Here is a 20,564-nt window from a genome sequence, read left to right as displayed (position 1 = left end):
CCGCCTCCCATGCAGATCCGCGACGCCTCATCCCACGCTTCCGGCCTTTCGCTGCGCCGCTATGGCGCTTCGCGCGGAAGTCACGCGCACGCGCATTTCCAGGTGCTGGTCGGACTCGATGGCGTACTCGACCTGGAAGTGGAAGGCCGCGGTCGCCGGATCGGTGTCGGGGACGGCTGGGTCGTGCAGCCAGGCGATGCCCATGATTTCGAGTCGAGGAACGGCAGCCGCTGCCTCGTGCTGGATTCGACACAGGATCTCTGGGCGCAGCGCGCCGGGCGCTCGCCGATTGCGCCACAGGTGCTGTCGCTCGCCCGCTACCTTGCGGTCTGCCTGTCGCAGCCATCGACGCCTCCGCTGGCGCTTCATCATGGTCAATCCTTGCTGCTGGAAGCCTGGGGCCCATCCCTGCAGAGCACGCGCGGGCGGACAATCGATTGGGCAGCCCTCTCCGCGTGGGCGCAGGCCCGCTGGCATCGACCCCTGGGCGTGGCGGACCTGGCCTCGGTCGCCTGCCTCAGCCCCAGCCAGTTCGCCCAACGCTGCCGCGACGAATTGGGCGTGAGCGCCATGCAGTGGCTGCGCACGCAACGCTTGATGCATGCGCAGCAATTGCGAGCGAGCGGCGTGGCCGTGGCGGAGACGGCGCGTCGCACCGGCTACCGCTCGCCTTCGGCCCTGACGGCCGCGCTTCGCAGAGCCACCTGACGCGACGTCGGAGCCAGCGAGATCGTCGCCTCGCGACGATGCGCCGTCGTTGCGCGACGACCGGCCCGCTTAAGCTCAGCGGCCATGTCTTCCACGCTGAACGCTCTCGCCGCCATCGCGCTCTGGGCCACGCTCGCCTCGCTGGGCACTGCGCTCTCGCACGTGCCGCCCTTCCTCCTGACAGGGCTCGCGCTCATGATCGGCAGCGTCATGAGCTGGCCGCTCGTCCTGCGCGATCGCCGCGCATGGGCGGTGCCGGGGCGTACGCTGGCGCTCGGTGTCTACGGCCTGTTCGGCTTTCACTTCCTGCTCTTCATCGCGCTGCGCAACGCGCCGCCGGTCGAAGCCAATCTTGTCAACTACCTGTGGCCGCTGTTCATGGTGGTGTTGGCGCCGGTGCTGCTGCCCGGCATGTCGCTCCGCCCGCTGCACGTGGTGGCGGCGCTGCTGGGTTTTGCCGGTGCGACCATCGCGATCCTCGGCGCGCGCGGTGGCGTGGCGACGAGTTCGGACGGAAGCTACTGGGGCTTCCTGCCCGCACTGGGCTCGGCGTTCATCTGGGCCAGCTATTCGCTGTGGACGCAGCGCGTACCCGCCTTCCCGACCGCTGCCATCGGTCTCTTCGGACTGGTATCGGGCGCGTTGTCGCTGGCGTGCCACGCCATGCTGGAGCCGTCCGTCGCACTTTCACCGCGCGACTGGCTCCTCGTCACCCTCTGCGGACTCGGCCCGCTCGGCGCGGCGTTCTTCTTCTGGGACATGGCGCTCAAGCGCGGCGACGCGCGACAGATCGGCATCCTGAGCTACATCACGCCCCTCGCATCGACCGCCCTGCTCCTGATCGTGACGCAACGCCCCCTGAGCTGGACCATCGCGCTTGCAGCGGCCCTCATCATCTCCGCAGCAGTCTTGGGAACGCGAGCGAAGACTTTGTCACCCATCGAGCGCCGCCCAACCTCCCGATTCCAGAAATACCGCGGAACCGGCTCGGCCGGGCCGCTGGTATTGCCCCCGGCAGGGGGTAGGCGGCTACACGAAGTGAGCAAGCCTGGGGGCGAGCTTATATGTTGAGAACGAGCTTCCCGAAGTTCTCGCCGGTGAAGAGCTTCGTCAACGCCTCGGGGAAGGTCTCGATGCCCTCGACCACGTCTTCACGGCTCTTCATGCGGCCATCTTTGAGATACCCGGCCATCTCGGCCACCGCGAGGTGATAGCGATCGGCATAGTCGAACACGACCATCCCCTGCATCCGCGCGCGGTTCACCAGCAGGCTCAGGTAGTTCTTCGGCCCCTGCACCGGCGTCGTGTTGTTGTACTGGCTGATGGCGCCGCAAATGATGATGCGGGCACCGCGCGCGAGCTTGGCCAGCGCCGCGTCGAGGATCTCGCCGCCGACGTTGTCGAAGTAGACGTCCACGCCCTTCGGGCAATGCGTCTTCAGTCCTTCGCGCACGGCGGCAGGCCCGGCCTTGTAGTCGATGCAGGCATCGAAGCCCAGTTCCTTCACCACCCATTCGCACTTGGCCTGCCCGCCGGCGATGCCGACGGCTCGGCAACCCTTGATCTTCGCGAGCTGCCCGACGGTCTGGCCGACCGCGCCGGCGGCGCCGGAGACCAGCACGGTTTCGCCCGGCTTGGGCTCGCCGATGTCCATCAGGCCGAAGTAGCCGGTCATGCCGGGCATGCCCAGGACATTGAGCCACTGCGTGATCGAGCCGACGTTCAGGTCGATCTTCGTGAGCCCGGTGCGCTTGATCTCCTCTTGCGGGATCAGCGCGTACTCCTGCACGCCGAGCGTGCCGTAGACGATATCGCCCACGGCGAACGCCGGGTTGCGGGAAGCGGCCACGCGGCCCACGCCGCCCGCGCGCATGACGGCGCCGATCTCGACCGGCGGGATGTAGCTCTTACCCTCGTTCATCCAACCGCGCATGGCGGGGTCGAGCGAGAGCGACAGGACCTTGACGAGAACGCCGCCTTCGGCCGGCTCGCCCGCCGGCTCGGTGGTGAACTGCCAGTTGTCGCGCGTGGCCATGCCTTCGGGCCGCTTGGCGAGTCGGACCTGTCGATTGGCGGGGGTGCTGCTCATTCTCGTGTCTCCTTGGGGGTCTGTTCGGGGCAGCCGCATCGTAGCGCCGGCCGCATCGCGCGCCGGTAGCGAAGGCGACAAGCTTCGGCCCGAGACGACAAGTGCCTCGGCCGGTGGCAACCGCGGTCGTTTCAGGCCGCAGGCAGCACGACGCGGACCGCGAGCCCGGGATCGGCGTTGCGCACGGTGAGCGTGCCGCCGTGGGCCTCGGCGACCAGGCGGCACAGGTACATGCCGAGCCCGACGCCGCCGGTGGCGCGCTGGCGGGCACCGTCGGTGCGGTAGAAGGGCTCGGTCAGCCGTTCGAGCTGGGCCGCGTCGACGCCCGGGCCGAAGTCGCGCACCTCCAGTTCCACGCCCTGCCCCGATCCTTGCAGCACGATGCGGGGAGGCTGCATGGCATCGCCGCCGTGGCGCAGTGCGTTGTCGAGGAGATTGCGCACCAGGAGCCGGATGCGCGAGCGATCGAATGCCATTGCCGGCAGATGGGCGGCGAGATCCAGCGTGACGCGTTGGCCTTCCGGATGCTCGTTCACCGCCTCGCGGACGAGCGCCGCCAGATCGACCGGCTCGCGATGCAATGCCGCATGGGGACTGGCGAGCCGCTCGCTTTCGAGCAGGTCGGTGATGAGGTCGCGCATCTCCGCCAGATCCCGCAGGAGCGCGGCACGCTCGGTCGCGCCCTCGGGCGTCGCCGGCAGCAACTCGGCGTTGAGCCGTGCACGGGTGAGCGGCGATCGCAACTCGTGGCTGAGCGCCAGCAGCAGCGCGCGCTTGGCATCGAGCATGCCCTGGATGTCGTGCGCCATCGTGTTGATGCGCTGTGCCAGGTCGCCCAGTTCGTCGCGGCGGCGCAGCGGGATCGGTACGTCGAACGCCCCGCGACCGAAGCGTTCGGCACCGGCACGGATGTCATCGAGCGGCCGCAGCAGCCGGCGGACGTAGGCATAGGCCAGCACGATCAGCACCAGCAACAACGCGAGCGTGATCCAGCCGATGCCCTGCGGTTCACGCTGCCAGGGCAAGGTGCCGATGCCGAAGCTCACACGGTGCCCGTCGGCGGTGGTGCGGCTGAGCCAGTCCCCGCGCGGGCCGAACCCGTGCGCATGGCGATCGGGATGCGAGTCCCAGTTCACGCTCGGGCCTTCGATGTGGATGGCGATCGGCAGCCGGGTCACCAGTGCCTGCGCGCGCGCCACGTCGGGCGGCGTGCCGAGCTCGGCCACGATGCGATCCATGTAGTCGCTGACGACCGGCCGTGCCGCGTCGCGCCAGCCGGTGGAGAAGGCCCGCTGCATGCCGCCGAGGAACACCGCCGTCATTGCCAACGCGAGCAGCACGAACACGATGATCAGGCGAACGCGCAGGGAATGACGCCAGCGGTGTCGCCAGCGCCGGTTTCGGCCCGCGTTCACGTCGATCCGCCCCGGCCGACGGCCAGCGTGTAGCCGGCGTTGCGCAGCGTCTTGATGCAGTCCAGCGGCTCCAGCTTCTTGCGCAGCCTGCTCACGACGATATCGACGGCGCGCGTGTAGAGCTCGGCTTCGTGGCCTCGCAGCCGGTTCAGGATGTCGTCACGGCTCCAGACCTTGCCGGGCTGGTCCGCGAGCAGGGCGAGCAGTTCGAATTCCGTGCTCGTGAGGTCGACGAGTTCGCCCTGACGAAGGACCTCGCGCCTCTCGAGGTCGATCGAGAGTCCCTCGAACACGCGGCGCTGGGCGGGCACCGTCGAGGGCGCCGCGCGCTGCCGCCGCAGGATGGTCTTCACGCGCGCGACCAGTTCGCGTGGCTCGAAGGGCTTGGGCAGGTAGTCGTCGGCGCCCAGTTCGAGGCCGACCACCCGGTCCATCACGTCGCCGCGTGCGGTCAGCATGACGATGGGGATGTCGCTTTCCTTGCGGATCTCCCGGCACAGCGCGAAGCCGTCCATCTCGGGGAGCATCACGTCGAGGATCGCGGCGTCGTAGCTTGCGGCCCGGAGCTTGGCCAGTCCCTCGCTCGGGCTGGTGGCACTGTCGAGCACGCAATCGAAGCGGGCGAAGTAGCTCGCGAGCGGCGCGCCGAGGTGCTCGTCATCGTCGATCAGCAGGATTCGCATAACGCATTCTCGCCCCCAGGCTTGCCCACTTCGTGTGGCCGCCTACCCCCTGCCGGGGGCGCGGCCTGCGGTCCGGCTGAGCCGGTCCCGCGGCAGCTCTGGAACAGGCAGCGCGTTTCGGGCCGGCGCTCACCATGGATCGGTCGGGCCGATGCGGCCGAGATGAGTGGTGCCGAAGCCGGTTGCGTACTTGAGGCCGTAGCCCAGTGCGCGGTCGAAGCCGATGTGGGCGCACCAGATCAACCCTGCCGCCATCGCCACCGGCGACCCGCCCAGCGAGCCGAGCATCAGCGTGGCGATCGGCCCGATGTACGAGTGCGCCGCGTTGTAGGCTGCGGCACCCACCCGCGGACCTGCCAGATAGCCGAGGAAGGACAGATCGGGCAGCAGGAACAACATCGCGAAGGCGCCCCAGCCGGCGCCAAGCTGCGCATAGGCGGCGACGGCCGCGACAAGTACGAGCAGGCCCTCCGCCCGCAGCATCCAACGAACACCACCGAGCGTTGCGCCCGCCGCAACTCGGCCATCCCCCTCCAGGGGGCCGCCGCGCAGGGCCGCTCCCAAGCGGCCGGCCCGCCCCCGGTAGGGGGTAGGCGAAGCGACACGAAGTGCGCGCAGCCTGGGGGCGAGCGTTGGGCTCCTGGGGGCGAGCGTTGGCATCTCACCCCCTCCAGCGGCGTCCGCGTTCCATGAAGTCACGGACCTTCTGCTGTTGTGCGGGGTTGAGGCTGTCGAAAAAGTCGGCCGCCGCGGCAATCACTTCGGGGCTGCCTGCTTGCATCGCCGCAGTCTTTTCCTCGACCAGCTTCCTCGCGCGCTCCTGGTCCAGCTTGGCGCCGGCGAACAGCGATCGGAACTCGGCGCGCGGATCGCCGCCGCCGCGCAGCGCGGCACGCTGCGCCTGAAGCTTCTCGGTGAGTACTGTGAGCTTCTGCTTCTGCGAGACGTCGAGCTCGAGCTTGTTGCTCACGCGCTCGACCATCCTGGCGCGGAACTCGGCGCGGTCCTGCTCCGAGGCGCCACTCCAGCCGGGACGATGACCACAGCCGGCAAGGCTGCCGGCGACCAGCGCCGCGCCGGCGATACCGAAGATTGAACGTTTGAACCAGCGATTCATGAGAGTCTTCCTTCAACAACGATCGAAATCGATCAGGGAGACCCCGATGGTGCTTTCCGGAGGACGCGAAGTCCTTTCGAGGCGGTTTCGCTGTGTTTCGTTTTATTGCATCGCAGCGCCGGTGCCGCGCACTAGCGGACAAGCGCTGCGGCGGGGTCCTCGGACTCCAGCACGCCCTGCGCCCAGGCCTCCAGCTTGGTGGTGTCGGCCCGCAGCACCTCCTGCTTGACCGCGAGGATCTGCGAGGGATGCATCGAGAAGCTGCGCAGGCCCAAGCCGAGGAGCAGCCGCGTGAAGACGACATCGCCTGCCATTTCGCCGCACACGCTCACGCCCTTGCCTTGCCGGCGGCACTCGGCGATCGTGTCGGCGACCAGTCGCAGCACGGCCGGATGCGCCGGGTCGTAGAGGTGGGCCACGGACTCGTCGGCGCGATCGATGGCGAGCGTGTACTGGATCAAGTCGTTGGTGCCGATCGACAGGAAGTCGAAGTACTTGAGGAAGGTCTTCAGCGTGAGGGCCGCCGCGGGGATCTCGATCATGGCGCCGAGCTTCACGTTGCCATACACGATGCCGCGGTTGTCGAGTTCCGCGCGAGCGAAGTCGATCAGCGAGAGCGTCTGGCGGATCTCGCTCACATGCGCGAGCATGGGAATCAGCAGGTGGATCTCGCCGTGCGCGGCCGCCCGCAGGATGGCGCGCAACTGCGTGAGGAACATCGCCGGGTCGGCAAGGCTCCAGCGGATCGCGCGCAGGCCGAGTGCCGGGTTTAGGTGCGAATCCTCGCGGGCCGACTTGCCGTCGAGCGGCTTGTCGGCGCCGACGTCGATGGTGCGGATCGTGACGGGCATCCCCTGCATGCCTTCGACCGCGCGACGGTAGGCCTGGTATTGCTCTTCCTCGTCGGGCAGACGCGTCATGCGCTGGGCCTCGCGGCCCATGAAGAGGAACTCGCTGCGGAAGAGGCCCACGCCGACCGCACCGGCCTTCACGGCACCGACCGAGTCCTCCGGCATCTCGATGTTGGCGAGCAGGTCGACGCGCTGGCCGTCGAGCGTGACGGCCGGCTTGTGGCGCAGCCTCGACAGCCGCCCGCGCTCGAGGTCGCCCTGCCGCTGCTTGAAGCCGTACTCGGCCAGGATGATCGGCGAGGGGTCGACGATCATCACGCCGGAATCGCCGTCGATGATCACCCAGTCGTCCTGCCGCACCAGTTGGCTGGCGCTGCGTGCACCGACCACCGCCGGAATGTCCATGCTGCGCGCCACGATCGCGGTGTGCGAGGTGCGCCCCCCGACGTCGGTCACGAAGCCGGCGAACACGCTTTTCTTGAACTGCAGCATGTCGGCGGGCGAGAGGTCGTGGGCGATGAGCACCAGCGGCGCGTCGAAAGCGTCGTTCGCGGTGGGATCGGCCTGGTCGTCGTCGCTTTCGGCGGCACGTTTGCGTCGAGGGGGAGTCGGCGCCAGCACCGCCGCGGTCCCCTTCATGCGATGCAGCAGGCGCTCGACCACCTGCTCGAGGTCGGCCTTGCGCTCCCGCAGGTATTCGTCCTCCATTTCGTCGAACTGCCGTGCCACCACTTCGAGCTGCGTGGTCAGGGCCCATTCGGCGTTGTAGAGACGCTCGACGATCCAGTGCTTGACGCCGCCTGTGAGCACCTCGTCCTGCAACAGCATCTGGTGCACTTCGAGCAGCGCCGCGAGTTCGTGGGGTGCGTCGTTGGGCCCCATCAGGGCGACGCTGGTCTGGAGCTTCTGCAACTCCTCGGCCACCGCATCGCGCGCCTTGCGCACGCGATCGATCTCGGTCTCGACCTCGTCCGGCTTGATGAAGTAGTGGGCCACGTCGATGCGGCTCGACACGACCAGCACCGCACGCCCGATGGCAATGCCACGGGCAACAGGCAGTCCGTGGATCGCAAATGTCATCCCGGCCCTCTACGAAAAAAGCGAGCGCAAGGCGCAAGCGCCGTTCGTGAAATGCCGTCGAACCGGCTCCGCCGGTCGACAGGCATTGCCCCCTGGAAGGGGGTAGGCGTTTACACGAAGTGAAAAAGGCTGGGGGTAGGCCACTTATTCGCCTTCACCGAACTTGTCGTTCATGAGCGCGACGATCGCGTCCAGGGCTTCCTGCTCGCGTTCGCCGTTGGTTTCGATCTCCACCGTGACGCCAAGGCCCGCTGCCAGCATCATCACGCCCATGATGCTCTTGGCATTCACGCGACGGTCACCGCGCGCAAGCCATACCTCGCAGGGAAAGCTCCCCGCAAGCTTGGTGAGTTTGGCCGAGGCCCGCGCATGCAGGCCCAGCTTATTGCTGATGGTCACGGATGTCTTGGTCACTGTGCTTTCTTCTTGCCTGATTCTGAGGTGCCGCCACCGCCACCTGCATCACCCCTGCGGTTCCGCCGGTTACGGCGCGTTGCACCAGAGTATCGAGCGGTTCGTTGCGATAACTCACGGCGCGCAGCAACATGGGCAGGTTGACACCGGCGACGAGCCGGGAGCGGATGCCGTCGACCAGCTTCTGCGCCACGTTGCAAGGCGTGGCGCCGAACACGTCGGCCAGGACCAGCACCTGGGAGCGCGGCGCGCGCTGGAGTTGGGCCAGCGTGATGCGTGCCGCTGCAAGGGTTTCCTCCGGCGACACGTTGGGCAGGACGTCGAGCGCGACGATCGACGGCTCGCTGTCCGGAAAGACATGCAGCGCGCATTGCCGCAGCGCCTGGGCGAGCGGTGAATGGGCGATGATGAAGATGCTGTTCATGCAGATCGGTGAATGTCCCGCCAATTATGCGGGGGCGTTTGCCGGATGTAGAAATAAGACAACACACAGCATCCCACAAACGGACCGTGCGCGCGGCAACGTTGTCCGTGATCAAGGTATGCGCAATCCCTCGAAGAACGTCTGAACTGCGTCGGAGGACGACGGCGAACCGGCCACCGTCGCCTGGTAGACAGCCACCCCGTCGCGGCGTTGCTGCGCAAACCACAGGACATGCGCCGCCTCGTGGCCTTCCACGCCCTGCGCATCCAGCCGCACCGGTGCCGGCGCGGCCGCCGCCCGGGGCAGGATCGCCGGGATTTCGCCGACCGGTGCGCCCGCTAACTGCTGAAGCGTCGCCGCGCGCCAGGCCCGGATCCAGGTTTCGGCCTGCGCCAGATTGGCTGCCGAGGCGTGCGCCACCGCGAAGGTGGCGCCCCCGGTCTTGCAGCCCGCCATGTCCACGAGCACCGATTCGGTGCCGAGCGGCAGTTCACGTGTGGCGCGATCGGGCTTGCAAGGCAGCAGCGCCACCACGCCGCCGTTGCCGACCGGGACTTCGCGCCAGTTGAAGGTGGGGCTGCATGCGAGGGTGGCGACGGCAGCCACGGAAACGGCGGCGAGGCGCAGGTTCGGACGGAGGGGCATGGGAGATCGATTATCGAACGCCGCTCCGGCCCGTCAGTGCACCGGTCCGTACGCGGTCAGGCGATGGGAACTAAAATTCGCGGGCTCGCCCCATCTGCTATGAAAAAAGTCATCTTCGCCGCCTCCGTTGCGCTCGCCCTGGTCGTCGCCGGCGCTGGCGTCTACCTGAACACGGGAGTGTCCGCCGCCCCCGCGTCGACCTTCGTGCTCCTGGATGGCAGCAAGAGGACCACCGACGACCTCAAGGGCAAGGTGACGCTGGTCAATTTCTGGGCCACCAGTTGTGTCACGTGCGTCGGCGAGATGCCCAAGGTGATCGCCACGTACGACAAGTACAAGTCCCAGGGTTACGACACGCTGGCCGTCGCCATGAGCTACGACCCACCGAGCTACGTCGTCAATTTCGTGGAAACGCGCAAGCTCCCATTCAAGGTGGCGATCGACAACACCGGCGCCGTCGCCCAGGCCTGGGGCGATGTCAAGCTCACCCCGACCACCTACGTCGTCAACAAGCGCGGCGAAATCGTCAAGCGCTACGTCGGCGAGCCCGACTTCGCCGAACTGCACAAGCTGATCGAAAAGCTGCTGGCGGAGGCGTAAAGCCCGCGCCCAACGCGGCTGTCCCCTCCCAGAAACGCCGTGGATCCGGCTCTGCCGGTCCGCGGGCGTTGCCCCCGGTAGGGGGAAGGCGAAGCGACACGAAGTGCGCGCAGCCTGGGGGCGAGCTACTTACTCCTGAAAGTGTCGTGACACGTCTTGCAGGTCTCGCCAACCGCGCCCATGGCGGTCTTGAGCGCGTCGAGATTGCCGGCCTTGGCTGCGACCAGGAGCTTGTCGGTGTCCGACATCAACCGCTCGCTCAGTTCCTTGAACTTGGCCTGTTCCTTCCAGATCTCCGGCTTGGCCTTGCCTCCCTCCGTTCCAGGGCCGAAACCCGCCCAGGGCAGCCTCGAGATCTGCGCCACCACCTCGGCGTTGGCGACCGCGAGCGTCGCGTCGTAGGGCACGCGTCCGGCGGCCATGGCGCCGAGGCGCCCCACATGCTGGCCCTGAATGAACATCGCGCTTTGCCGGTACTTGATGGCGTCTTCGGTCTTTGCGAACTGCGCAACCGCCGGCGCGGCCAGGGCTGCGCAGGCGGCAGCCAGGCTGATCAGGATCACCCGTTTCATCGTGTCTCCTTCTTGTGGGCGCGTCGCGCGTACGGCGCGCAGAACAGTTTAGGGTTTTGCCGTCGTTCACGACTAGAGACAACCCGGAGGACGCGCCTGGCCGGAAGTTTGCTAATCTGCGCATCCAGCCGCCATGCGCCAGCCACCGATGCCCGCCTCCTTCGAGCCTACCTCCCGCCATCGCGGGCTGGACGGCGCCAGGGCGGCCCGCACGCGGATCTGGGACCTGCCGACGCGACTCTTTCACTGGACGCTCGCAGCGGCTGTGATCGGGCTGATCGCCACCGGTCTTGGCGGGGTGATGGAATGGCACTTCCGGCTGGGTTACCTCGTCCTGTCTCTGCTGCTGTTTCGCACGGTCTGGGGCTTCGTCGGCGGGCGCTGGTCCCGTTTCTCGGCGTTCACCTACGCGCCGGACTCGCTGGTTGCCTACCTTCGGGGCAGGGGCCATCCTGATCACCTGATCGGACACTCCCCGCTTGGCGCGCTGTCGGTGTTCGCCTTGCTTGGTTTCCTGATCGTCCAGGTCTCGACTGGCTTGGTGGCGGACGACGAGATCTCGGCATCGGGCCCGCTGACCCGCTTCGTTCCGGGATCTGTCGTCAGCGCGGCCTCGGCTTGGCACACGACGGCGGGCAAATGGATCCTCATCACCCTTATGAGCCTGCATGTGCTGGCGGTGCTGTTCTACGTGCTGGTCCAGCGGCGCCGCCTGGTGCTCCCGATGATCACCGGCGACAAGTTGGTCGCGGATGGAACCGCGGCACCGAGCCGCGACGATGTCACGTCGCGCTTGCTGGCCTTCGCCGTGTTCGCGGCTTGTGCGGGATTCGCGACCTGGATCGCTTCATTGCGCGTATGACCTACTCTGTCTCACGTCCGCTGCCCTTGGCAGACACGCCGGAAATCGTGCTCATGACGCCCGATGAACCGCACGAGATCGAGGCCACGCGCGCGATCTTCCGGGACTATGCGGCCTCGCTCGGCGTGGATCTTGGGTTCCAGAATTTCGATGAAGAGCTCGCCAAGCTTCCGGGCGAATATTCGGAACCGAGGGGCATGTTGCTGCTGGCGTTGGTCAACACGAGCGACACCGCCGTCCCGATCGATACGCCACCGATGCGCAGGGCACAGGGTGGTTCGGCACACGTGGCCGGTTGCTGTGCGCTTCGGCCGCTGGATACGGCGGACTATCCGAACGCCGCGGAGATGAAGCGCCTCTACGTGCGTCCGGCCTTTCGCGGCGTGGGGCTCGGCCGCCAACTGGCCGAAGCGGCCCTCGACGCGGCGCGCGGTGCTGGCTACACCTGCGTCCTGCTCGACACGCTCGACGACATGGAGTCGGCGCGGGCGCTGTACGAAGACCTGGGGTTCGTCGAGGTGCCACCCTACTATCACAATCCGATTGCAGGGTCGCACTACCTCAAAGTGGACCTTTGAGCTGGTACCGGGTGCTTTTCGCGAAAACGCGGCTGCTCAACCCTTCGCCTGGGCGAGCAAGGTATCGGCGTCGCTGACTTCGAACTTGCCGGGCGCTTCGACATTGAGCGTCGCGACCTTGCCATCCTTGACCAACATCGAATAACGATTGCTGCGGACACCCATGCCACGCGAGGTCAGGTCCAGCGTGAGGCCCGTGGCGTTCGCGAACGCAGCGCTGCCGTCAGCCAGCATGCGCACCTTGGAACCGGTGTTCTGATCGCGGGCCCAGGCGCCCATGACGAACGCATCGTTGACGCTCACGCACCAGATTTCGTCGACGCCGGCGGCCTTGAAGTCTTCGAAGTGCTGGACATAGCCCGGGACGTGCTTCGCCGAGCAGGTGGGAGTGAAAGCACCGGGCAATGCAAACAAGGCGATGGTCTTTCCGGCTGCGGCCTTGGAGACGTCCACCGGGTTCGGGCCAATGCTGCAACCCTCGCCTTCGACTTCGGAGTACTCCTGCAGGGTCGCTTGGGGAAGGGTGTCGCCAACTTTGATCATCTAATGCTCCAAAAAAGAAAAACGGCCCACATTGTGGGCCGTTTTTGAATGGGCTGCGTGAGCCTGCGATCAGACCAGGACGGCCTTCTCGACCAACCGGGTCACGACCCAGTTCTTCGACTTCGAGATCGGCCGGCTTTCGGTGATTTCGATGGTATCGCCCAGCTTGTACTCACCCTTTTCGTCATGGGCGTGGTACTTGCTGGTCTTTGCCACGATCTTGCCGTAGAGCTCGTGCTTCACACGACGCTCGACCAGCACGGTCACGGTCTTCTCGCGCTTATCGCTGACCACCTTACCGATCAAGGTGCGCTTGAGGGATTTTTTAGCTTCCGTCATGTTCACTCCTTACTTGGCGGCTTGGGCTTCTTGCTGCTTCTGAGCAAGAATGGTCTTGGCGCGCGCGATGTCGCGGCGTGTCACGCGCAGCGTCGAGGTGTTCGACAACTGTTGCGTCGCTTTCTGCATGCGCAGACCGAAATGGGCCTTCTGCAGATCCTTGATTTCAGCTTGCAGGCCGGCAACGTCCTTGTTGCGCAGCTCGGCAGCCTTCGAAGTCTTGGCCGGGGCCGCGACTTCCTTTTTCTTACGTGTTGCCATGGTGTTCTCCTCGATCAGGCGCCGAGCTGGCGCGCGACGAAGGTCGTACGCAGCGGCAGCTTGGCAGCGGCCAGACGGAAGGCCTCGCGAGCCAGTTCTTCGGGAACGCCGACGATCTCGTAGATCACCTTGCCAGGCTGGATTTCGGCGACGTAGTACTCGGGGTTGCCCTTGCCGTTACCCATCCGCACTTCTGCGGGCTTGTGGGAGATCGGCTTGTCGGGGAACACGCGAATCCAGATGCGGCCACCGCGCTTGACGTGACGCGAGATCGCGCGACGTGCGGCTTCGATCTGACGGGCCGTGAGGCGGCCACGGTCGATCGACTTCAGGCCGAAGTCACCGAACGACACCGCGTTGCCGCGGGTCGCGATGCCGGTGTTGCGGCCCTTTTGTTCCTTGCGGAACTTTCTGCGTGCAGGTTGCAGCATTTTTCTTACTCCGTAGTTCTAAGACCGATCACTCGGTCTTGGCACCGTCAGCTGCTGCAGCTGGCGCGGCTTTGCGGACGCGCTTAACGGCGGGTTTCGAGTCTGCACCTGGGGCCGCGGGAGCGGCGCCGGTGGCTTCTGCAGGCTTGTCGCTGCCATCGGCCGGAGCGACGTTGCCGCCGATCGGACCGCGGGCACCGGCGCGCGGGCCACGACGGTCAGAGCCGGGACGGTCGCCACCAGGACGGCCGTCACGACGCGGGCCGCGGGGGCGACGCTCTTCGTCAGGACGCGGCGTTTCGACGGCCGGCAGGTCATTGCGGCCCAGCGTGTCGCCCTTGTAAACCCAGACCTTGACGCCGATGACGCCGTAGGTGGTCTTGGCTTCCGAGGTGCCGTAGTCGATGTCGGCGCGCAGGGTGTGAAGCGGCACGCGACCTTCGCGGTACCACTCGGTACGGGCGATTTCGATGCCGTTCAGGCGACCGGCCGACATGATCTTGATGCCTTGGGCACCCAGACGCATGGCGTTCTGCATCGCACGCTTCATGGCGCGGCGGAACATGATCCGCTTCTCGAGCTGCTGCGTAATGCTGTCGGCGATCAACTGGGCATCGATTTCGGGCTTGCGCACTTCTTCGATGTTGACCGCGACCGGCACGCCGAGTTGCTTGCCCAACTCGCGCTTGAGGTTTTCGATGTCCTCGCCCTTCTTGCCAATCACGACGCCCGGACGTGCCGAGTAGATCGTGATGCGTGCGTTCTTGGCGGGACGCTCGATCAGCACGCGCGAGACGGATGCGTTCTTGAGCTTCTTCTTCAGGTACTCGCGCACCTTGATGTCTTCGGCCAGCATGCCCGCGAAGTCGCGGTTGCTTGCGTACCAGCGGCTGGACCAGTTACGGCTGACCGCAAGGCGGAAGCCGGTTGGGTGGATTTTCTGTCCCATATTTCTTCCAGGCCTGTTAGTTGCCAACCGTCACGTACACATGGCACGTGGGCTTGCTGATGCGATTGCCGCGACCCTTGGCGCGCGCGGTAAAGCGCTTGAGCGTAGCGCCCTGCTCGACGTAGATGGTCTTGACCTTCAATTCGTCGATATCGGCACCGTCGTTGTGCTCCGCGTTGGCGATGGCCGACTCGAGCACCTTCTTCACGATCACAGCGGCCTTCTTCTGCGTGAATTGCAGGATATTGAGCGCTTGATCGACCTTCTTGCCGCGGATCAGATCGGCGACCAGACGGCCCTTGTCGACCGAAAGGCGGACGCCGCGGAGGACTGCACGTGTTTCAGACATGGTCGTTCCTTACTTCTTCTGGACTTTCTTGTCCGCGGGGTGCCCCTTGAACGTGCGCGTGAGCGCAAATTCACCGAGCTTGTGGCCGACCATCTGATCGGTGATGTACACAGGCACGTGCTGCTTGCCGTTGTGCACGGCAATGGTCAGGCCGATGAATTCGGGCAGGACCATCGAGCGACGCGACCAGGTCTTGATCGGCTTCTTGTCCTTGGTCGTCACGGCCTTGTCGGCCTTGGCCACGAGGTGGTGGTCGACGAACGGACCCTTTTTGAGAGAGCGAGTCATTTGCTAACCCTTACTTCTTGCGACGCGACACGATGAAGACCTGCGTGCGCTTGTTGTTACGGGTGCGATAACCCTTGGTCAGGTTGCCCCACGGGTCGACAGGATGGCGGCCTTCGCCGGTCTTGCCTTCGCCACCACCGTGCGGGTGGTCGACCGGGTTCATCACCACACCGCGAACGGTCGGGCGGATACCCATCCAGCGCTTCACACCGGCCTTGCCGAGTTGGCGCAGGCTGTGTTCTTCGTTGGCGACCTCACCGATGGTGGCGCGGCATTCGACGTGGACGCGGCGCACTTCGCCCGAACGCATCCGCACCTGGGCGTAGACGCCTTCGCGGGCCAGCAGCGTGGCCGAGGTGCCGGCCGAGCGGGCAATCTGCGCACCCTTGCCGGGCTGCAACTCGATGCAGTGGATCGTCGAACCAACGGGAATGTTGCGAATCGGCAGCGTGTTGCCAGCGCGGATCGGAGCCTCCGAACCACTCAGCAACGTCGCACCGGCTTCCAGACCGCGTGGGGCGATGACGTACCGGCGCTCGCCATCGGCGTAGCAAACCAGGGCGATGTGGGCGGTGCGGTTCGGGTCGTACTCGATCCGTTCGACCTTGGCCGGAATGCCGTCCTTGTTGCGCACGAAGTCGACCACGCGGTAATGGTGCTTGTGTCCACCACCCTTGTGACGCGTCGTGATGTGACCGTTGTTGTTACGGCCGGCCTTCTGGAATTGGGGTTCCAGCAGGGCCGCGTGCGGGGCGCCCTTGTAGAGGTGGTCCCGCGAGATCTTCACCGCGCCACGTTGGCCCGGCGAAGTGGGTTTCATCTTGATGACGGCCATGATTAAGCGCTTTCCCCGACGAGGTTGAGCTCTTGACCAGCCTTGAGCGTCACATAGGCCTTGCGAACATTGTCGCGGCGGCCAACGGACTTTCCGAAGCGCTTGGTCTTGCCCTTGGTGTTGAGCACCGACACGCCCTGCACTTCGACCTTGAACATCAGTTCAACAGCCGCCTTGATCTCGGGCTTGGTGGCATCCTGCAGCACCTTGAAGGTGACGGCATTCGACTTCTCGCCAACCATCGTGGCCTTTTCGGACACGACCGGGGCGACTAGCACATTCATCAGGCGACCTTCGTCGAACTGGCGTTGTGCAGGAGTAGGGTTCATGCGGCTCATGCAAACATCTCCTTGAGCTTGTCGACAGCACCCTTGGTGACCAGCACCTTCTTGTAGTGCACCAGCGACACCGGATCGGCGTAACGCGGTTCGACCACGAGCACGTTGACCAGGTTGCGCGATGCCAGGTACAGGTTCTCGTCAACTTCCTCGGCAATCACGAGCACGGACTCGAGATTCATTGCCTTGAACTTGGCGGCCAGTGCCTTGGTCTTGGGCGAGTCGACCTTGATCGAATCGACGACAGCCAGCCGTCCCTCGCGCGCGAGTTGCGAGAAGATGGACGCCATGCCGGCGCGATACATCTTCTTGTTGATCTTCTGCGAGAAGTTTTCGTCGGGCATGTTCGGGAAGATGCGGCCGCCCCCACGCCACAGCGGCGAGGAAGTCATACCGGCACGGGCGCGGCCCGTTCCCTTTTGCTTGAAAGGCTTCTTGGTCGAATGCTTGACCTGCTCACGGTCCTTCTGGGCACGGGTGCCCTGACGCGCGTTGGCCTGGAATGCGACGACGATCTGGTGAACCAGATCTTCGTTGTAGTCACGGCCGAACACGGTCTCGGGGGCGTCGAATTTCGACGCGGCCTGGCCTTGTTCGTTCAGGAGTTCGAGTTCCATTACTTCGCTCCTTCAGCGGCTTGCGGCTTGGCCTTGACAGCCGGACGCACGGTGACAAAGCCACCCTTCGAACCGGGAATCGCGCCCTTAATCAGGAGCAATTGACGAGCCTCGTCGATACGGATCACATCGAGGTTCTGAGTCGTCACGGTGACGTCGCCGAGATGGCCCGTCATGCGCTTGCCAGGAAACACCCGACCGGGGTCTTGCGCCATGCCGATCGAGCCGGGCACGTTGTGCGAGCGGCTGTTACCGTGCGACGCGCGCTGCGAGCTCATGTTGTGACGCTTGATGGTGCCAGCGTAGCCCTTGCCGATCGAAGTGCCCTGCACGTCGACCTTCTGGCCAACCGCGAACACGCTGGCGGCGGCGATGACGCCACCGGCCTGGTGCTGGCCGGCTGTATCGGCGGTCACGCGGAATTCCTGGATGATTTCGCCCGCTTCGACGCCCGCCTTGGCGAGGTGACCGGCTTCGGGCTTGGTCACGCGCGATGCCTTGCGCGAACCGAACGTCACTTGCAGTGCGACGTAGCCATCGTTCTCTTGGGTTTTGACCTGGGTCACGCGGTTGTTCGACACATCCACCACCGTGACGGGAACTGCGTCCCCGTCATCGGTGAAGAGACGCATCATCCCCACCTTGCGGCCCAGCAACCCGAGGGAGTTGCTCAGACTCATTGGTTTTCTCCAAAACTCCCGCCGCTGCCACTTCAATTGGCGACAGCGTTTTGCTTACGGGAGAAGGTTGATAAAGATCCACGCAAGCACGCTCAGGGAGCGCAATTTGGGCAGAGCCGTAGATTATAGCCCGCGTACTTGCGCGCATGCAAGCGCACAAGGGGAACGCTCTCAACTGGCAGCTATTTCACCGGCATGGGCCGGATCTTGTCCCCGCTCGGGGTTTGCTTGACCTCCTCACTGCGAGGCAGTGCGGTCGCAGCCTTCCCGACTTGTATCGGAATCGACGTGGCGCTGGTAGCACCGTATTGCGTCGTGAACACGTGAAGATAGCCAACGCCTTCGGCGCCGGGCATGACTTCCACGGTCAGTGAGGTGGCGCTTCCCGCCGGGAGAGTCCTCGTCGCGTTGGTCGCTCCGAGTGATAACCCGCCGTCCACCGCCAGCCTCAACGTGGCCCCAGTCGGGTCGGTGATGCCGTCGAGAGTCAACGACACCACGACGGCCTTGCCGACCTGCGCCGTCTCAGTGTCTACGCGAAACTGAACAAAGACACCGGAGCCGTTCGCTTTCATGGGAGCAGTCTTCATCCGCGACCGCGAGTTCTCGCCCTTGGACGGCGAAGTGCTGCCGACGCCATCGGCGCTCGCCGAAATGTGCGCCGAGATCGCCAGCATCAGCACGACCACTCCGGCCCCGACTCGAATACGGGCGCCTGGAAGTGTGCGCCTCATTGAATGGTGACGTTGAAGCATGTTGCTGCCGTGGAGTTGTTGAAGTCGTTGATCACCAGAACGCTTTCGCCCGCCGGCAGGCTGACCGCGCTTGTCTCGGTCGTACCAAAGGCATCGGCTTCTGCGACCTGTCGCCCGCTGTAGACGACAAAGTCGGGGTCGGAACCCGATGGACCAACCACCGTGATCGTGTAGTTGCGTGCCATTGGGGCCGTAAATTTGAGGTAGACATAGCTTGCGAGCTTATTAACCGGCCCCGCCTGGTTTGAAACGCACGCCGATGTAACGCCGCCCCCCACCGTTGCCGTGCGATACATCGGGAGCGTGCTCGCAGTACCCGAGATGCCGCCGTCGTTAGTCTCCAACGTCCCGAACGGATCGTTGGCAGCAGCACTGATGTTCTGGGCGGACAGCAGCCCTGCCAGGGTGGACGCACTCGTCGGCGCCACCGCATCGAACGCCGCGGTGAAGGGATGGATGGAGGTCACCGCAATGCCGCTCTTGAACGCCGAACTGGTCAGCGTATCGTGAATCGGCTTGAAGCCGACAATGCTGTTCAGTTTCCAGAGGATGGAGTGAATGGACGCCTCGCGATACCACCCCGGATTGGGGCTAGCCCCCGCCGACAGGTCAACATTGGACCCTTGCGCCTGCCCTCCGCCCACCGCGTCCGTGTAATTCGTCCGGGCAAGTGCAATGCCAGACCACGCATTTCCCCAGCCTTCAGAGAATGCTACGCGCCGATCCAGGCTGTCGGCCATTGAATGGCTGCCACCCGGCGAATCGTCGCGGCTGAACGCAGATTGGTAGTAATGACCCCATTCGTGAGCGATCACCGAGGCGTCGTACTCATCAGTGTCGACGTCTTCCTTTCCCAACACATAGATCGCTGAAGTCCCGTCGTCATTGCTGAAAAATGTCGTACCGATCTGCCCCAACGCCGGGTTGCCAGTCGCAGGAACGTTGTTGGCGCTCCAGAAGAGGCGCAACGCCGGAAAGACGGTGGCAGGCGCAACTGACAGAACTTTTGCCTGGGCAGCGTAGACGGCATCTAACACGGCAAAAGGCGCTGCCACACGGGTCGACGTGTAGTTCGTTCCGCCCCAGCCGGATGGGGCGTGGACATTACGCGTACTTGCCGCCGCACCGGTGGAAAAAGACGCGGTTTCCATCGCGTAGATGGCATTCGACTGCGTATTGTCTCGAACGGTAACATCCCACGTGGCGCCCGATCCGCTCTGCACCATTTGCGCCTTGACTCGCACAACGACAGAGGTATTGGCCGGTACGGTCGCAGAGTACGCGCCGCTCGCATCCGTTGTGGTTGTGGTCAAAATGGCTGAGTTGCCGTCGACGACCTCGACAATGGCGCCCCGCACCGGTTTTGGCGTGCTCGCCGAATAGATAAGCGCACCTGCCGGGTTGGGAATCGAGTCGTAGGTGGCGACACCGTTCAGTGCGACAGTGGTCGCGCTCGGTGTAACAGCGCCGCCAAACAGGGCCGCACCGCCTCCACCGCCGCCACCTCCGCCGCACGCGCCAAGCAATGCCAGAACGACTGACGCCATTCCTCGCAACAACCAAGTTCGAATCATGCTCCGAGCCTCTCTGAGCGGTCGCGGCTGTGATTGCCGCAATTCTAGGATGCCACAGCTAGCGGCAAAAAAACAAAGCCCGCGTGCATTTCTGCAAGCGGGCCAGGCAGTCAACGAGGCGCTTATTGCAGCTTGATCTCGACGTCGACGCCAGCCGGCAGGTCGAGCTTCATCAGCGCGTCCACAGTCTTGTCGGTCGGGTCCACGATGTCCATCAGGCGCTGGTGCGTGCGGATCTCGAACTGGTCGCGGCTCGTCTTGTTGACGTGCGGCGAACGCAGGATGTCGAAACGCTTCATGCGGGTCGGCAGGGGCACAGGGCCCTTGACGATCGCGCCGGTGCGCTTTGCGGTGTCCACGATTTCAGCGGCCGACTGGTCGATCAGCTTGTAGTCGAACGCCTTCAGACGGATGCGGATTTTTTGCTTGGTAGCCATGGTGATTCCTTTGTGCGATCCAATCAGATGTCGAGGATCTTCGCCACGACGCCCGAGCCCACGGTACGGCCGCCTTCGCGGATGGCGAAGCGCAGGCCTTCTTCCATCGCGATCGGGTTGATCAGCTTCA

Annotated in this window: 29 protein-coding genes and 1 pseudogene; 5 read left to right on the top strand and 25 right to left on the bottom strand. The window is 65.0% G+C overall.

From position 1 onward, the window contains the following. The first annotated feature begins 9 nt into the window (after positions 1-9). On the top strand, positions 10-708 hold the full coding sequence (locus ACSFBL_RS23045) for a helix-turn-helix domain-containing protein (protein ID WP_435518147.1): 699 nt from the start codon (positions 10-12) through the stop codon (positions 706-708). Between the two features lie 84 nt (positions 709-792). Then, positions 793-1,635, top strand: a pseudogene (locus ACSFBL_RS23040) (DMT family transporter); the annotation flags it as partial. A gap of 133 nt (positions 1,636-1,768) precedes the next feature. Here ACSFBL_RS23040 and ACSFBL_RS23035 read toward each other — a convergent pair. The 9 genes from ACSFBL_RS23035 to ACSFBL_RS22995 all read right to left on the bottom strand — a co-directional run bounded on the left by ACSFBL_RS23035 (position 1,769) and on the right by ACSFBL_RS22995 (position 9,426). Next, complete coding sequence (locus tag ACSFBL_RS23035; RefSeq protein ID WP_435518146.1) at positions 1,769-2,797, bottom strand: NADP-dependent oxidoreductase; 1,029 nt, start codon at positions 2,795-2,797, stop codon at positions 1,769-1,771. Positions 2,798-2,928: 131 nt separating this feature from the next. Further along, positions 2,929-4,212 carry a HAMP domain-containing sensor histidine kinase gene (locus ACSFBL_RS23030; RefSeq protein ID WP_435518145.1) on the bottom strand — a complete coding sequence of 428 codons (1,284 nt, stop codon included), beginning with the start codon at positions 4,210-4,212 and terminating at the stop codon, positions 2,929-2,931. Next, positions 4,209-4,895 carry a response regulator transcription factor gene (locus ACSFBL_RS23025; protein WP_435518144.1) on the bottom strand — a complete coding sequence of 229 codons (687 nt, stop codon included), beginning with the start codon at positions 4,893-4,895 and terminating at the stop codon, positions 4,209-4,211. The genes ACSFBL_RS23030 and ACSFBL_RS23025 overlap by 4 nt, the downstream gene beginning before the upstream one ends. Positions 4,896-5,024: 129 nt before the next feature. After that, the gene (locus tag ACSFBL_RS23020; protein WP_435518143.1) at positions 5,025-5,378 is read right to left on the bottom strand and encodes a DUF4260 domain-containing protein; all 354 of its coding nucleotides are present in this window, start codon (positions 5,376-5,378) and stop codon (positions 5,025-5,027) included. Between the two features lie 178 nt (positions 5,379-5,556). Then, positions 5,557-6,012, bottom strand: coding sequence for a Spy/CpxP family protein refolding chaperone (locus ACSFBL_RS23015; protein ID WP_435518142.1), 456 nt, complete (start codon positions 6,010-6,012; stop codon positions 5,557-5,559). A gap of 131 nt (positions 6,013-6,143) precedes the next feature. Then, entirely contained in the window at positions 6,144-7,943 is a 1,800-nt protein-coding gene (gene ptsP, locus ACSFBL_RS23010; RefSeq protein WP_435518141.1) for a phosphoenolpyruvate--protein phosphotransferase, read from the bottom strand. 144 nt (positions 7,944-8,087) lie between these two features. Further along, positions 8,088-8,357 (bottom strand): HPr family phosphocarrier protein, encoded by a 270-nt coding sequence (locus tag ACSFBL_RS23005; RefSeq protein ID WP_435518140.1) that lies wholly within the window; start codon positions 8,355-8,357, stop codon positions 8,088-8,090. Further along, positions 8,326-8,781, bottom strand: coding sequence for a PTS sugar transporter subunit IIA (locus tag ACSFBL_RS23000; RefSeq protein WP_028250934.1), 456 nt, complete (start codon positions 8,779-8,781; stop codon positions 8,326-8,328). Before ACSFBL_RS23000 ends, ACSFBL_RS23005 begins: the two co-directional genes overlap by 32 nt. A gap of 111 nt (positions 8,782-8,892) precedes the next feature. Beyond that, positions 8,893-9,426, bottom strand: a complete 534-nt coding sequence (locus ACSFBL_RS22995; RefSeq protein WP_435518139.1) for a hypothetical protein — start codon at positions 9,424-9,426, stop codon at positions 8,893-8,895. Between the two features lie 99 nt (positions 9,427-9,525). Between ACSFBL_RS22995 and ACSFBL_RS22990 the strand changes: the two genes are divergently transcribed. After that, positions 9,526-10,026 (top strand): TlpA disulfide reductase family protein, encoded by a 501-nt coding sequence (locus ACSFBL_RS22990; protein WP_435518138.1) that lies wholly within the window; start codon positions 9,526-9,528, stop codon positions 10,024-10,026. Positions 10,027-10,151: 125 nt separating this feature from the next. On the opposite strand, the gene ACSFBL_RS22985 is transcribed toward ACSFBL_RS22990, so the two are convergent. Then, entirely contained in the window at positions 10,152-10,598 is a 447-nt protein-coding gene (locus ACSFBL_RS22985) for a c-type cytochrome (RefSeq protein ID WP_435518137.1), read from the bottom strand. Positions 10,599-10,746: 148 nt separating this feature from the next. Here ACSFBL_RS22985 and ACSFBL_RS22980 point away from each other — a divergent pair, with 148 nt between their 5' ends. Continuing rightward, on the top strand, positions 10,747-11,460 hold the full coding sequence (locus ACSFBL_RS22980) for a cytochrome b/b6 domain-containing protein (protein ID WP_435518331.1): 714 nt from the start codon (positions 10,747-10,749) through the stop codon (positions 11,458-11,460). Beyond that, complete coding sequence (locus ACSFBL_RS22975) at positions 11,457-12,038, top strand: GNAT family N-acetyltransferase (RefSeq protein WP_435518136.1); 582 nt, start codon at positions 11,457-11,459, stop codon at positions 12,036-12,038. Before ACSFBL_RS22980 ends, ACSFBL_RS22975 begins: the two co-directional genes overlap by 4 nt. A gap of 36 nt (positions 12,039-12,074) precedes the next feature. Here ACSFBL_RS22975 and ACSFBL_RS22970 read toward each other — a convergent pair whose 3' ends face one another. The 15 genes from ACSFBL_RS22970 to ACSFBL_RS22900 form a co-directional block, all read right to left on the bottom strand. Continuing rightward, positions 12,075-12,581 (bottom strand): peroxiredoxin, encoded by a 507-nt coding sequence (locus ACSFBL_RS22970; protein WP_435518135.1) that lies wholly within the window; start codon positions 12,579-12,581, stop codon positions 12,075-12,077. Between the two features lie 69 nt (positions 12,582-12,650). Continuing rightward, on the bottom strand, positions 12,651-12,920 hold the full coding sequence (gene rpsQ, locus ACSFBL_RS22965) for a 30S ribosomal protein S17 (protein WP_126837987.1): 270 nt from the start codon (positions 12,918-12,920) through the stop codon (positions 12,651-12,653). Between the two features lie 9 nt (positions 12,921-12,929). After that, positions 12,930-13,181, bottom strand: a complete 252-nt coding sequence (rpmC, locus tag ACSFBL_RS22960) for a 50S ribosomal protein L29 (RefSeq protein ID WP_435518134.1) — start codon at positions 13,179-13,181, stop codon at positions 12,930-12,932. 14 nt (positions 13,182-13,195) lie between these two features. Beyond that, a complete protein-coding gene (gene rplP / locus ACSFBL_RS22955) occupies positions 13,196-13,612 on the bottom strand; it encodes a 50S ribosomal protein L16 (protein WP_028250943.1) in 417 nt (138 codons plus the stop codon). Positions 13,613-13,640: 28 nt separating this feature from the next. Next, complete coding sequence (gene rpsC, locus ACSFBL_RS22950) at positions 13,641-14,561, bottom strand: 30S ribosomal protein S3 (protein WP_435518133.1); 921 nt, start codon at positions 14,559-14,561, stop codon at positions 13,641-13,643. Between the two features lie 16 nt (positions 14,562-14,577). Continuing rightward, positions 14,578-14,910, bottom strand: coding sequence for a 50S ribosomal protein L22 (rplV, locus tag ACSFBL_RS22945; RefSeq protein ID WP_019657678.1), 333 nt, complete (start codon positions 14,908-14,910; stop codon positions 14,578-14,580). Between the two features lie 9 nt (positions 14,911-14,919). Then, positions 14,920-15,198: a 30S ribosomal protein S19 gene (gene rpsS / locus ACSFBL_RS22940; RefSeq protein ID WP_007838132.1), complete on the bottom strand. Its 279-nt coding sequence runs from the start codon at positions 15,196-15,198 to the stop codon at positions 14,920-14,922. A gap of 10 nt (positions 15,199-15,208) precedes the next feature. After that, the gene (gene rplB, locus ACSFBL_RS22935) at positions 15,209-16,033 is read right to left on the bottom strand and encodes a 50S ribosomal protein L2 (RefSeq protein ID WP_435518132.1); all 825 of its coding nucleotides are present in this window, start codon (positions 16,031-16,033) and stop codon (positions 15,209-15,211) included. A gap of 2 nt (positions 16,034-16,035) precedes the next feature. Then, positions 16,036-16,371 carry a 50S ribosomal protein L23 gene (gene rplW, locus ACSFBL_RS22930; protein WP_435518131.1) on the bottom strand — a complete coding sequence of 112 codons (336 nt, stop codon included), beginning with the start codon at positions 16,369-16,371 and terminating at the stop codon, positions 16,036-16,038. Beyond that, the gene (gene rplD, locus ACSFBL_RS22925) at positions 16,368-16,988 is read right to left on the bottom strand and encodes a 50S ribosomal protein L4 (RefSeq protein ID WP_435518130.1); all 621 of its coding nucleotides are present in this window, start codon (positions 16,986-16,988) and stop codon (positions 16,368-16,370) included. The genes rplW and rplD overlap by 4 nt, the downstream gene beginning before the upstream one ends. Next, complete coding sequence (rplC, locus tag ACSFBL_RS22920; RefSeq protein WP_435518330.1) at positions 16,988-17,668, bottom strand: 50S ribosomal protein L3; 681 nt, start codon at positions 17,666-17,668, stop codon at positions 16,988-16,990. Before rplC ends, rplD begins: the two co-directional genes overlap by 1 nt. Before the next feature lie 182 nt (positions 17,669-17,850). Then, positions 17,851-18,351 (bottom strand): hypothetical protein, encoded by a 501-nt coding sequence (locus tag ACSFBL_RS22915; protein WP_435518129.1) that lies wholly within the window; start codon positions 18,349-18,351, stop codon positions 17,851-17,853. A 47-nt stretch (positions 18,352-18,398) separates the two neighbouring features. Then, positions 18,399-19,997, bottom strand: coding sequence for a hypothetical protein (locus ACSFBL_RS22910; protein ID WP_435518128.1), 1,599 nt, complete (start codon positions 19,995-19,997; stop codon positions 18,399-18,401). Between the two features lie 122 nt (positions 19,998-20,119). Then, complete coding sequence (gene rpsJ, locus ACSFBL_RS22905) at positions 20,120-20,434, bottom strand: 30S ribosomal protein S10 (RefSeq protein ID WP_028250951.1); 315 nt, start codon at positions 20,432-20,434, stop codon at positions 20,120-20,122. Positions 20,435-20,457: 23 nt separating this feature from the next. Next, positions 20,458-20,564: EF-Tu C-terminal domain-related protein (locus ACSFBL_RS22900; protein ID WP_475539795.1), on the bottom strand; the 107-nt coding region annotated here is incomplete at its 5' end.

Origin of the sequence: Variovorax glacialis, from assembly GCF_051216375.1 — a bacterium.
Classification (GTDB): Bacteria; Pseudomonadota; Gammaproteobacteria; order Burkholderiales; family Burkholderiaceae_C; genus Variovorax.
Note: the sequence above shows the minus strand (reverse complement) of the source record. Positions and strands in the feature narration are given on the sequence as shown.